Source organism: Thiomicrorhabdus heinhorstiae (assembly GCF_013391765.2).
Taxonomy (GTDB): domain Bacteria; phylum Pseudomonadota; class Gammaproteobacteria; order Thiomicrospirales; family Thiomicrospiraceae; genus Thiomicrorhabdus; species Thiomicrorhabdus heinhorstiae.
The window spans coordinates 38,069-50,407 of sequence record NZ_JACBGI020000017.1 but is presented as its reverse complement, the minus strand read 5'-3'; the positions used below and the strand labels follow the sequence as shown (position 1 = coordinate 50,407).

Here is a 12,339-nt window from a genome sequence, read left to right as displayed (position 1 = left end):
GAGTAGGTCATCGCCAAGCTTATATCCTAAAAAACCGCTATCCCTTAATTGGAATAGCGGTTTTTTTTTGCATTCGAAAAATGATTTACGTGAGGCCGTTCCTGCACATCCATGTGCCCTCGCCATTCCAACGCCTCTTCAGTAAATAGAATAGGACACATCCTGCGGGCATTAAAGACGCTTTAAAAAGCTCTTCCTTGCGGAAGCTGGGTGTCGTAAAGCGGACTTTTTATTCAATCATTCCTTAGCAATTCTTTACCTTCTGAAAATTGAATATTTCATATCTGTAAATAATTAATTTCTAATGAATTTGTATTTGTATATCTAATTTATAAAATAAGTATAAATGCTTATTTTGTTGGTCGGCTATGAATATATATTCTGTTCTGTTTTTGCTGTTGTTTGTGGTTTCGCTTTTCGGATGTGAAACTACGGCTAAAAGCGTGTCTGAAAAGAGCATCGACAAATCGGCAGCTTTATTAAAACATTTAGAGACTAAGAGTCAGAATGAAACCTTGCAAGTAGTCCAAAAAAGTTTAGTTAATAAAACGATACCAGAGGTAGATCCGCTTCCTGACAATTCGATTTATTCAAAAGATCTATTTTCATTAAATGCCAATAAAGTTTCATTGCTGTCATTATTAACTTTTCTTGCCGAGCGCTTTCAATTTCCATTAGCTACTGATATTTCTTCTAATTACAGGGTTTCAATGAATGCCTTGGATATTTCTTTTCTGGAATTGCTGAAGCTATTACGGAATCAAGGCGTTGCTTATCAAATTGATCAGCGTGGTATTTTTGTCTATTTGGCAAAGCCGTACTGGAAAACTTATCCAATCGATTATGTGCATCTGGAGAAAAGCGGTGCTGATAATATCGACATGAAAATGAGTGTGTCCAGTACACCTGTTTCAACTTCGTCTCCTCGTTTAGCCAGTGGTACGCGTGTTAAGGTTGAATCCAGACATAATTTTTGGAAAACACTGGAAGCTAATTTACAAAGCTTTTTAGTCACCGAGAATCAAGCGGACCAGCGTTTTTTAATTAATCCTGAATCAGGCGTGCTTAGCCTGTATGCCGATGAGGATACTCATCAATCGTTTAAAAAGTTTTTGACAGGGATTCGTGCCCGGATTAAACGTCAAGTCCTAATTGAAGCGACAGTCGTTGAAGTTACGCTGAATGACCAATTTAAGGCAGGTATTGACTGGTCTCTGCTTAACCCATCCTTATTTGGGAATTCTGGAGGTTTAGCCTTTCACGTTCCTTTCCAATCTGCTGACGGTAGCGTTATTTTCGAAACCTTGGCTTCAAGTGGTGAAGCGGGAGCTGTCAAATTCGGAAGTTTTAATTTGCTGGCAAGTTTGCAATTGCTTGAACAATTCGGTGATTCTAAAGTGCTTTCCAGTCCGAAAATAATGGCTTTAAATAATCAAACGGCCTTGTTAAAAGTTGTCAATAATCTGGTTTACTTCACGGTAGATGTCAACACGACTGCGGCAACTGCAAATAGTGCAGCTACGACAACCTATGAAACCGAGGTTCATACTGTTCCTGTTGGTTTTACTTTAAGTGTTACTCCATTCGTTGGCGATAACGATCAGATTACCCTTAATATTCGTCCCACTATTTCTCGTCATATTGGTCAGGTGGCCGATCCCAATCCAGAATTGAATCGTTTAGACGTTCAGAGTTTTATTCCTGTTATCCAAGAAAAAGAGATGTCGTCCGTTTTGAAATTGCGTAATGGCCAGTTAGCGATGATTGGTGGCCTGATTGAAGATTTGAATAGTGATGATAATAACCAATTGCCGTTCCTCGCCGATTTGCCGGTGATTGGAGCGGCATTTCAGTCAAAAAGTCGGGAACGTTCTCGTACGGAACTGGTCATATTCATTCGCCCTTTGATCGTCGAAAGTTAGAGGTAACGATAGTGAGAAGGCAGCTACTTGGTGAGTTATTACTGGAAAGTGGTCATATCTCCAAAGATCAACTGCATATTGCTCTTCTTTTACAAAAGCAAACCGGTTCTCGGCTTGGTCAGTTACTGGTGGAGCAGGATTTTCTATCACGTTCTGAATTGCATCGTTCGTTGTCGCAGCAGAATGGTATTGAAAGCATTGAATTGAGTGGTTTGATTCCTGATCTAAGTGCCATAGAGCTGATTGACGAAGCTTTTGCTCGTCATTATTCGGTTTTGCCGATAGCGTTCATTGACGGTTTTGCACAAATTGCCGTTGTCGACAGTGAAAATCTACTGCTATTCGACAGAATTGATGACGTATTGTCTGCTAAGGATATCGAATGGCGCCCAGTTATTGCAGATTTAGCTGAGCTGCAGAGTGCAATTGATCGTTATTACGGCTATGCACTTTCGATTGACGAGATTCTAGGGGAACTCGAACAATCTTCTTTTGATGGAGACGTCGTGGATGGAAACCTTAGGCACCCCTTAGTTCGTTTGTTGGATAGTTTTCTGGTTGATGCCGTAAAGCGTAATGCTTCAGATCTTCATTTTGAACCGGAAAATAATTATCTGAGGATTCGTTATCGTATCGATGGAGTGCTTAAACAGGTCAGGCTGTTACATAAACAGCATTGGGCGGCACTGTGTGTAAGGATCAAAGTTTTATGTGATTTGGATATTTCAGAGCAGCGTCTACCGCAAGACGGCAGCTTTACCTTGAAGGTCGGTGGATATATGACAGATTTTCGTGTTTCTGTTCTTCCTGGATACTGGGGAGAGAATGTGGTTATCAGGGTATTGAATCGAGAAAGAGGGGTTCGCTCTTTACCAAGCCTGCAATTACCGGATTGTCAGCAGCATCAACTGGAAGGCATTCTGAAACAACCGAGCGGAATTATTCTTGTTAATGGTCCGACCGGCTCTGGAAAAACCACAACGCTTTATTCGATCTTGAATGAATTGAATCAGGAAGGGGTCAATATTATGACTCTGGAAGATCCCGTAGAGTATCTTCTAACGGGAATTCGTCAAACTGCCGTTAGTGAAATGATGGGGTTCGCGGATGGGCTCAGAGCAATTCTTCGGCAAGATCCAGACATTATCTTGATTGGGGAAATTCGTGACCAGGAAACCGCTCGCATGGCTTTTAGAGCTGCCATGACCGGGCATAAAGTTTTAGCCACTCTGCATAGTAATGACGCTTTCTCCTGCTTGCAACGTTTAAAGGATTTAGGAGTCCCTCGCGATTGGATTGCTGATAATTTGCATGCAGTAATTGCACAGCGTCTTGCTCGGCGGCTTTGTTGTCATTGTAAGGCGTTGAGTGAATGCTCCAATCAGGAAGATAATTCCCGGTTTTATACGGCATGTGGCTGTTCCGCTTGCGATCAAAGCGGATATAACGGTCGGCTGCTTTTGTGGGAATGTGTTGTCGTAGGCAAGGAATTAAGCCGGTTATTGGCTGAGGAGGTTTCAAAAGACGCGCTATCGGAACAAGCAGCCAAAGATGGGGCCGTATTCCTGCAGCAAAGTGCCGAACTTTGGTTGCAAAAAGGTGAGACTTCGATACAAGAAATCCAGAGAGTTTTAGCACTTTCTTAATCTGCGAGGTAGGGGATGATGCTTTTTCGTTACAAAGGAATTAATGTGGTAACCGGTGAAAGAGTTCACGGTGAGATCGATTGTAGCGGGATTGAGGCGTTGGAACAGCACTTGCGGCTACAACAGATCGAGCTCTTGCATTACCAGACGCAAAAACCTTTAAAAACGGTGTTCAAGAGAAAGTTAAGCAAGCGAGAGTTAGCTCTATTTACCGAGCAAATGTCATTTCTTTTGAATTCCGGAATTGCCTTGCTGGACGCATTGGATGAGTTGAAACTTTCCCACAAGGGAATGTGGTTTTTTTCCGTGGTTGAAGATATTGCCGCACGAATTCGTAATGGTGAGCATTTTTATCAGGCTCTGGAAAACTATCCGAGCTGCTTTGATTCACTTTATATCAAATTGATTTCTTTGGCGGAGAAAAATGCTTGTTTACCGCAAATGATGATAGAGATTTCCCTGAATTTACAGTGGCAACTGAGTCTGAAACAGAGTCTTAAAAAAGTTCTCACGTATCCTGTTATTCTCGTCTGTGTTCTGCTGTTGGTGCTTATTTTTGTGATGAATACGATTGTTCCTTCTTTATTGGGGTTTATTGAATCTATCGATGGGGAAATTGGCTGGTCGACACAGTTGTTGCTGTCTCTATCCGATCTTTGGGGGGAATTAGGTTGGACGAGTTTTGCGTGGCCAATGGCCTTTTTGACGGTGATTTACCTTCTGTATCGTAAAAATGCACGCTTTAGAGCTTATTTGCACCGCCTTTGGTTTCGTTTACCGTTTAGCGGCAACTTGACCCTATATTTGAAAATGGCACAGATCTTTAAAACTTTAGCGTTGATGCTTGAGCAGAAAAGTGCGTTTTCGACTGCTTGGCACGAAGTTGTGCCTTTAGCGGAATCAAACCTGTATTTACGAAGAATTTTCGGCAATATTGAAAATGAAATCCAGTCAGGAAGCAATGTATATACGGCTGTGAGTTCTGATAATTGGCTGCCATCGGCCGCTCTGAGTATGATCAAGATGGGAGAGCTTGGTGGTAAGTTGGATATCGGCTTTATGCAGGCCTCGCAATATTTGGAAAGCGAAGCCAGACGCAGATTGGAAAAAGTTCAACCTCTCATCGAACCGTTCGTGACTTTATTGATGGGACTGATTATCGGGTGGATCGTATTGGCCGTTCTAGGACCGGTTTACGACTCGATAGACAAGCTGCAATAGGTGAGTGGAAATGTCGTTGGTTCTGATGCATATAACTGAAGCGGCGTTTACGGTTTTTCACCAGGATAAGTTCGAGTGCTTTACTGATATTGAAAGCTGTATTGTTCGACTGCAGCAAATATCAAAGAGCAAGGAGTTAATAGTCGTTCTGGAAGCTGGCAGCGAACAGCTGAATTTGGAATCGGTACCTAAGCTTTTGCCCTGGGAAAAGTCGTTATTTCTGCAGCGGAAGAATCTTAGGGTGGGGACTGATCAAGATGTCTTATCGGGAGAATGGCTGTGCAAGTTATCTCGCTTCGACGGTAAGAGAAGGCATTTTAAGATGCAGTGCTCTCTTTCGAGCAGTATGGACTCGGGTCTGAAAAATACGCTCGAGAGTCTGAATTCTGCCGGATTCTACTTCCGGGGCGTTCATTCGGGAATCCTAGCTTGGTATCGATCCGTATCGGAATTACTCATTTCAAAGTTGAGCCTTGGGGCCAATGTCAAAACAAACTCGCAGAGTTGCTGGCGAATAATTCATGTGAAAAGGGAGGCGAAAGTCTATCAATATTTGGTTTGTGATTCCCTGTTGTATCAGGTCAGAAGCATCCGTTATAGCAAGGGCTGCGAGCTGCGTTTGATAGAAGACGGCCGAAAACTGGTCAGCAGCCTTTTGTCGGATAAACGATTTGTGGCTCCGGTTCGGTTAGAGTGGCTGGCAGTGGGTTTTGATAAAGAAATTATTCCTAATCTGACGGAAGCATTGAAAGGAACCTTTAATAACCTTGCCGGTGCGGATTTTACACAGCCAGGTTTTTTGACCCTGCCTGAACGATTGGCAACCTATCAGAGCTGGATTCGACTTTTAGCAAAGGGAAGTGATTACAGGGATAACTGGCTAAGGATGCCATTTTGGCTCAAACGTGGGCGTTTATCTATTTTGAGTGCCAATGTCGTAATGCTAGGTTTACTGTTGTTCGTCAGTTTGCAAATCGCATTCTGGTTTGATGAATTGAATTCGACTCGGATATGGCAAAGCAAGCAGTTGAATGAACAGCGTAGTCAGTTAACTGCCTGGAATTTAACTGACGAAAAAAAGCGAAAAATTGACCATATCGATAATCTAACCGAGTTGGAAATGCGTTTTTCCGGCAGTCAGGTCGAGCAAGTTTTGCAGGAAACTTTTAAGTTATTAGAAGATACTGGTGTTCCGGCGAAATTGTTTTCAATTCAAGGACTCAAATTCAAGAGAGGTGAAAATGTTTCCGGCAAAGAGGAGCAACTGGATAAGAGTATTCGCATTGAAGTCAAAGGGGTAATTCATCAGCAATCGCCGATACAAGTTCATGCGGATTTGCAGAATTTTTCCGCTGACTTAAAGCGCTCTTCCAGGGTTTCTGACATCGTTTGGTTACAGGCGCCCTGGAGATCTGAATTAGATAACTATTACGGTGGTGACCGGAGAGATCTCTCAGCCTCATTCCGGATGAGTTTTGATCTGCAGGTAAATCCTTGATGAGATGGTCTAAAAATTCGGTCTATGAGTTTTACACCTCTTTGAGTTGGCGTTTAAAAGTCAGTTTTCTGGTTTTGTTTTTAACTACGCTGTTCGGTTTGTCGGTTGAATTCTATTTACTGGGAGAGATTGGATCTCAAGAACAGCAGTATCGGAACGAGTCGCAACGATTGCTGGTGAAATCCCTTCGAGCTAAAGAGCAGTTCTATGCGGGCAGGGAAAAAATCCAACAGTTTGCGCTCGCTCATGGCGAACAGGCTTTACGGCCGTTTCAAGATATCGATTATTCAAAGTTGAAAGAATCCGCACTGAAAATACAGCAGGAACTGTTTTTGCCAAGTGTGAGATTGGCGGTTTTTAAACAAAAGACGGAAAAATCTCATGGCGAGAAAATACCTAGCTTTGTACTGCAAATCGGTTTGCAGCACGTAGCGGATTTAGTGGAGTTTTTTCAACGGCTCGAGAGCAAATTAGGTTACGGATTTTATCTACAATCCTGTGAGCTCGAAATAGCAAAGGAATGGTCTGGGTCTGAAGCATTACAGTTTAATCCTCAAGAAGCCAATGTGGATGCCCATTGTGTAGTCAGCGTAATTCGTTTGTCGACAGAAGTTGAATAATTTGAAATGGAGAGTGATGGAATGATAAAGAGGGTTGGTTTTTGCATTTTTGCGGTCTTCACGCATAACGTTTGGGCGCAGGGGGTCAACGTAACGTCCGGCTTTCCTTCTTTGATTCTTTCCTCCCAAGAACGGCAGAAAATTGATCAGGAGCGTGAAGCTTATCGACAGCATCTCAGCCAGACGCCAGTTAGTGACGAGGAGGTGATCGTCGAGATGCCCTCAGAGGTACCCAATCTCGAAGAAGAAGATCAAAAACTGCAGTCCGAACAATTTAAACCATCTAAATCTTGGCGTCTGGACGCGGTGGTGATCGATTCCAAAGGGCAAGCTTACTCTTGCTGGAATGGGCATTTTACTACGGCACCTTTTCAAGCTGATAAGTCCGACTTGCACGGAGTCAGTTTCAATTCGCAAATCTCTTCTGAAAAAGTCTGGGTTGGTGAGTTCTGGTCGGAGCCCGAACCGCAAAATTGAATCCATAAAGCAGGTACAATAATTAGGTTTAGACAAATGACCTAAGAGAGACAAACGCGGTTTATGGATATCGGTTATCTATTTGCACTTGCTGGTCTGGCAATTATGTTGCCTGCAACGGTGTATATTTTTCAGCAACGAAAAGTGCGCGAGAGCGAGCAGCGATTTCGCGAGCAGGAATTATTACTGATCCAGCAGCAAACTTATCTGGAACAGCTTCCCAAACTGGAAGAAGAAAATAGCAAGTTGAATGAGGAGAATAAGCAACTCGCAGCACTAGTGGCCGAGGTAGAATTGCTTACGCGTGGCAGTGAAGAGAGCCGCCGCCAATTACAGCATAAAGAGGAACAGTTGGAGAGTCTTCGTTTTGAGCTCAAAGAGATTTCTCAGCAGTTGAGTTCGGCGCAAACCGCTTTAGAAAAAGAGAGGCAGGCCGCGGAAGAAAAACTGGCATTGCTGGATGAAGCCAAGCAGACAATGGGCAATGAGTTTAAAGTCCTCGCCAACCAGATTTTTGATCAGAAGCAGCAACAGTTTACTCAATCCAGCCGCGATAATCTTAGTGCGGTCTTGAAACCGATGCAGGCGGCTTTGGATTCGTTCAAAGATCGGGTAGAGAAGACTCATAAAGAAGATCTGGAAGGTCGTGCCGGTCTGCAGGAACAATTAAAGCAGCTGCAGGCTCTTAATAGCCAGATGAGTCAGGAAGCGCAAAACCTCACCCAGGCTCTGAAGGGCGATAATAAGACTCAGGGGAATTGGGGCGAGATGATTCTGGAGCGGCTGTTGGAGCGTTCCGGTTTGCGGCAAGGCCTCGAGTTTGAGCGAGAAAAGAGTTTTACCGACGAAAACGGCAGACGTTTGCGGCCGGATGTGGTTTTGAATCTGCCGGATCAGAAGCATATTATTATCGATTCCAAGGTTTCACTGGTTCACTATGAACAGGCTTTGAATGCCGAAAGTGAAACCAAACGCCAGCAAGCGGTTAAGGCTCACTTACAGAGTTTGAAGCAGCATATCGATGCACTGGCGACCAAGCGCTACGACCATCTTGAAGTCCTGAATGCGCCTGACTTTATTTTGATGTTTATTCCGGTTGAGGGAGCTTATCTGCTGGCGATTGAAGCGGATAGCCGTATTTTTGAAGATGCATTTGAAAAACGCGTGGCAGTGGTAACACCGACCACTTTATTTACCAGTTTAAAAACTATCGAGCAGCTGTGGCGCTATGAGCGACAGAGTGAAAACACCATGAAATTGATCAAGCGTGCCGCGGAAGTTCACGATAAATTTGCCGGATTTGTCGAAAGCTTCGAAAAAGTCGGCACTCAGTTTGATACTGCGCATAAGACTTACCAAAGAGCGCGCAGCCAGCTGGTTTCAGGGCAGGGTAACCTGATCCGTCAGGCTCAGATGCTAAAAGAGTTGGCAGGGAAAACCAAAAAAGAAATCCCGAACCACTTGCTTCAGGAAGAAGGAGGGGTTAATGAATTGGAAGATAAAGGCGAATAAACCGACCACTTCATGGCCGTCCAATGTTTGCCATGCGATATGGCTTGCTCGTAGGTTGCTTGCAAACTTTCTGGTAAGTCGTTAGGTTCCAGAATGGTAAAGCCCTTGGCTAGATAAAAATCGGTCAGAAATTCCCGCGCAAGCAGATAAATTCTGGCTTTCTCTTCCTGTTTAACCTCTTTTAACAGGGTATCGACTAAATGAGAGGCTATTCCCAGGCGGCGCATTTCGGGAATTACGAAAAGGCCGCGCAGCCAGTAACCACCTTCATCAATCGGAACCAGACGAGCGAAACTGATGAGATAGTTCCGATCCTCAGCAGTGAACACTCTGTCGCGTCGCTGAAAAGCGCGCTGTTTATATGCCTTCAGAAAGTGCTTAAGCCGAAAAGTGTCGTCTCCTGCAGAGGCATTGATTGAAAAATAACGAACGCTCAAAGTTTATTCCCGTCGAGGATAATGTGAATTTTATTGTAACTGATAACAATCAAAGCAATATAAAACGATCGATTTGTCCCGTCTGTCAGCGACCACAGAAAGCCTGTTTGTGCAAATGGGTGCAACCGGTTGCCAACCAAATCGAGTTTATTATCTTTCAGCATCCAAGTGAGGCAAAAAACGCCAAAGGCACCGCCAGGCTGGCTGATCTGATGCTGCAGCGCTCTTTACTGTGGATTGGCGAAACTTTGCAGGAAGCTTATTGCGATAGTGTAGAACTCGCACATTCAGGAAGTTTGCTGGAGTATTTGCAATCAGCACCACACGTTTTTTTGCTTTATCCACAACGTGAGGGCGTCACTTCGCCGCTGTCGGTTTCCATTCGGGAAGTTGCTTCATTACCTGCTGGAGAAATCTGTATCGTGGTTTTGGATGCGACCTGGAAGAAATCCTATAAACAGTTACTGTTGAATCCTTTTTTGCAGGCTCTGCCGAGAGTCGAGTTGGAAGATTTCGATCCGTCGCGCTACAAAATCCGTAAGCAGAAAAATGATGCCAGTTTGTCGACGCTGGAAGCAATTTACGAATGTTTATGCGTGTTAGGTGAAGCTGAGGAGAGTCGTGATTTTTTGCTGCAGGGATTCGATGCCATGCAACAACAGTGGCTGGAATTTGTACCGAAGGGGAAAAGCTGCCATCGGAATCCTGATTAAAGTCTCCCGCTGGCGATATAGGAATTTTAGCCGAGTTCGATTTTGACTAGTTGATGAACTTTGTCGACGCTGATTGCATCCATACAGGCCGGCTCCGAACAGGGTGTTTTTCGGTGATTGGCTGCGCTGACACATGGTGAACAAGCTAGGCCGGCGTAAATCGGAGTGCTGTTGCCCAAAGAACCATACAGTTTTGGTGTTTCCGGACCGAAAAGAACAAAGGTCTTCAAAGGAGTAATCGCCGAAAAATGCCCAGGACCTGAATCGTTTGTGACCATTAGGCGAGATACGGTATAGAGAATCGGCATTTCCAACAGCTTTAGCTGGCCTGCGAAATTGATACAGCGTGGGTGATCTACCTGCTTTCTTAGTTCTTCGGCTTCGGCTTTTTCATTCGGCGCTCCGGTAATCAGGACCAGACAGTCTTCATATTCATTCAGAATACGTTGCATCAATTCAATGAAATTGGCTTTCGGCCAGCGTCGTTGCGGCAAAAGGTCGCTGGCATTCGGATTGATTAGAACCAGTTGGTGCTTATCAGTCTGATAGTCGGCGTAGCAGGCTTTGACCTGATTGCGAATACGAGCCTGTTCTTCGTCGCTGAAAGTGACTTGATCCAGTTTTGTATCTTGATCGGTAATCAATACTTTCGAATAAGGAACTTCGGCGCTTTTCGCTTCTAGAGCATAGATCAGCGAAATAAAGTTTTTGGCGATATGGATATGAGGGTTATAGCTGACTTTGTGGGTTAGCATTTCGCCTCGGTATAAACCTTCGCCATGGAAGTTGTGGTAGCCGACTCGGTTGTTGGCACCGCTGAAGCCGGTTAACAGAGCCGATACACGAGAGAACAGTTCCAGATCGATCGCGGTATCGATGCGGTTTTTACGGCACCAGAAGAGGTAACGGATTGAGTCGCGAATCAAGGTGAAGAGATTATCTTCGCACAGGGTGAAAATATTTTCCTGTGGGATGGTATTCAGCAGATCCAGGCTCGGTTTGTTTTTCTTGAAAATTACAAAGAACAGATTAGCATCGAAATGTTTCTGCGCGCGCTTCATTGCCGGGTCGGCAATAATGGTACTGCCCATTTCTGATAGCTCGACAAACAGAATGTTTTTAGGCGTTGTCGGTTGTTTACCGCTGATCAGGTGAATCAGTTTAAGCCAGTAGGTTGCTAGAAAGGTAAGCGGAATCCCTAGATGATGGTCGACTTTCCGCATCATGTCTACATTCATGTTCTGTTCCTGAAATGTGTGATTTTCTGTTATTTTTTATGAGCAAATTCTTAACAAAAGGCATTGTCGAGATTAATAGGGCATTATGCCATTTTTTTGCCGTTTGGCCTACGCCAAGTCCGGCGATTTTATAAATACTTGTGTTTACTTTTCAGATAAAAGTACAGGCCGGGCAAGGCGCTTAGAATCAGAATAACGCCATACAGTAGCGACATCGCCAGTACCTGAGTTTGATCCACACCGATCAGCAGGAACAATGCGACCAGCGCGCCTTCGCGGACTCCCCAGCCGGCAAAGGATATCGGCAAAATGGTCAATAAAATTGCCGGTGGTATCAGTACCAGATAGGTAACCAGCGGCTCATTGATGCCGACGCTGTGGCCGATGCCGAAAATGGCGATCATCGACAGCAAATGAATCAGGATCGACAGGCCGATCTGCTGATTGATGCGCTTTGGAGTGCGATAGATCAGACGGGAGCGTTCGGAAAGAAAGAAGAAAAAGCGCGTGACTTTATATCGTTGCAATAGATGAACTTTGCGGATCAGCAAGAGTACGATCAAACCGCTGATTGCCAGAAGGATGACAATATTAATGCTCCAGAAAACCTCTTCAGGAAGCAGGTCGCTTTCAATTAAATTGGCTAGCAGGTTTAGCAGCAGCAGGCCGAACAGGCCGACAATCCGGTCGATAAATACCCCGTAGAAAGCTTCTTGCACCAGGCCGCCGTGAGCCGTCAGTTCCGCAATTCTATAGGCATCGCCGCCGACACTGGTCGGCAGCATCTGATTAAACAGGCTACCTTTGAAATAACTGCGGAAATAGAAGGAGAAGGGGTGATCAAACTTCAGAATCCCCATAATCAGTGACCAGCGATAGGCGGCGACGGTCTGGCTGAGAATTTGAAAGGCCAGAGCGGCAAGCAATAAACCGATATTTGCCGACAGGATGGTGTCCCACACACTGTCCATCGGAAACTTATAAAAGATGAAGCCGATAATCGCAGCCGAGAGCAGAATTTTTATAAGGTTACCCAAAGTGTGTCTCCGATCCAT

11 protein-coding genes are annotated in these 12,339 nt (G+C 44.5%); 8 read left to right on the top strand and 3 right to left on the bottom strand.

All coding sequences use genetic code 11. The annotated features are described in order from the left end of the window. The first annotated feature begins 443 nt into the window (after positions 1 to 443). The 7 genes from mshL (at position 444) to rmuC (ending at position 8,896) form a co-directional block, all read left to right on the top strand. Entirely contained in the window at positions 444 to 1,922 is a 1,479-nt protein-coding gene (mshL, locus tag H8792_RS08785; protein WP_185978574.1) for a pilus (MSHA type) biogenesis protein MshL, read from the top strand. Between the two features lie 11 nt (positions 1,923 to 1,933). Next, positions 1,934 to 3,568, top strand: a complete 1,635-nt coding sequence (locus H8792_RS08780; protein WP_324187609.1) for a GspE/PulE family protein — start codon at positions 1,934 to 1,936, stop codon at positions 3,566 to 3,568. Positions 3,569 to 3,586: 18 nt separating this feature from the next. Beyond that, positions 3,587 to 4,789: a type II secretion system F family protein gene (locus tag H8792_RS08775; protein WP_194947659.1), complete on the top strand. Its 1,203-nt coding sequence runs from the start codon at positions 3,587 to 3,589 to the stop codon at positions 4,787 to 4,789. 4 nt (positions 4,790 to 4,793) lie between these two features. Further along, entirely contained in the window at positions 4,794 to 6,287 is a 1,494-nt protein-coding gene (locus H8792_RS08770; RefSeq protein WP_194947658.1) for a hypothetical protein, read from the top strand. Then, positions 6,287 to 6,907, top strand: a complete 621-nt coding sequence (locus tag H8792_RS08765) for a hypothetical protein (RefSeq protein WP_185978571.1) — start codon at positions 6,287 to 6,289, stop codon at positions 6,905 to 6,907. Before H8792_RS08770 ends, H8792_RS08765 begins: the two co-directional genes overlap by 1 nt. 21 nt (positions 6,908 to 6,928) lie before the next feature. After that, entirely contained in the window at positions 6,929 to 7,384 is a 456-nt protein-coding gene (locus H8792_RS08760; RefSeq protein WP_185978570.1) for a hypothetical protein, read from the top strand. Between the two features lie 63 nt (positions 7,385 to 7,447). Next, complete coding sequence (gene rmuC, locus H8792_RS08755; RefSeq protein ID WP_228767040.1) at positions 7,448 to 8,896, top strand: DNA recombination protein RmuC; 1,449 nt, start codon at positions 7,448 to 7,450, stop codon at positions 8,894 to 8,896. On the opposite strand, the gene H8792_RS08750 is transcribed toward rmuC, so the two are convergent. Next, complete coding sequence (locus H8792_RS08750) at positions 8,851 to 9,333, bottom strand: GNAT family N-acetyltransferase (protein WP_185978569.1); 483 nt, start codon at positions 9,331 to 9,333, stop codon at positions 8,851 to 8,853. The two genes, rmuC and H8792_RS08750, sit on opposite strands and share 46 nt — an antisense overlap. 23 nt (positions 9,334 to 9,356) lie before the next feature. Here H8792_RS08750 and H8792_RS08745 point away from each other — a divergent pair, with 23 nt between their 5' ends. Next, positions 9,357 to 10,046, top strand: a complete 690-nt coding sequence (locus tag H8792_RS08745) for a tRNA-uridine aminocarboxypropyltransferase (RefSeq protein WP_319557275.1) — start codon at positions 9,357 to 9,359, stop codon at positions 10,044 to 10,046. 26 nt (positions 10,047 to 10,072) lie between these two features. On the opposite strand, the gene H8792_RS08740 is transcribed toward H8792_RS08745, so the two are convergent. Together H8792_RS08740 and H8792_RS08735 are read right to left on the bottom strand one after the other, a co-directional pair. Further along, on the bottom strand, positions 10,073 to 11,284 hold the full coding sequence (locus tag H8792_RS08740; RefSeq protein ID WP_185978567.1) for a glycosyltransferase family 9 protein: 1,212 nt from the start codon (positions 11,282 to 11,284) through the stop codon (positions 10,073 to 10,075). Between the two features lie 128 nt (positions 11,285 to 11,412). Beyond that, complete coding sequence (locus H8792_RS08735) at positions 11,413 to 12,339, bottom strand: lysylphosphatidylglycerol synthase transmembrane domain-containing protein (RefSeq protein WP_228767039.1); 927 nt, start codon at positions 12,337 to 12,339, stop codon at positions 11,413 to 11,415.

What these genes read in the sequence shown, in the direction of transcription:
- rmuC (WP_228767040.1), top strand. Translation starts at nt 7,448, where the DNA reads ATGGATATCGGTTATCTATTTGCACTTGCTGGTCTGGCAATTATGTTG.
- H8792_RS08765 (WP_185978571.1), top strand. Translation starts at nt 6,287, where the DNA reads ATGAGATGGTCTAAAAATTCGGTCTATGAGTTTTACACCTCTTTGAGT.
- H8792_RS08775 (WP_194947659.1), top strand. Translation starts at nt 3,587, where the DNA reads ATGCTTTTTCGTTACAAAGGAATTAATGTGGTAACCGGTGAAAGAGTT.
- H8792_RS08760 (WP_185978570.1), top strand. Translation starts at nt 6,929, where the DNA reads ATGATAAAGAGGGTTGGTTTTTGCATTTTTGCGGTCTTCACGCATAAC.
- H8792_RS08740 (WP_185978567.1), bottom strand. Translation starts at nt 11,284, where the DNA reads ATGAATGTAGACATGATGCGGAAAGTCGACCATCATCTAGGGATTCCG.
- H8792_RS08735 (WP_228767039.1), bottom strand. Translation starts at nt 12,339, where the DNA reads ATGGATCGGAGACACACTTTGGGTAACCTTATAAAAATTCTGCTCTCG.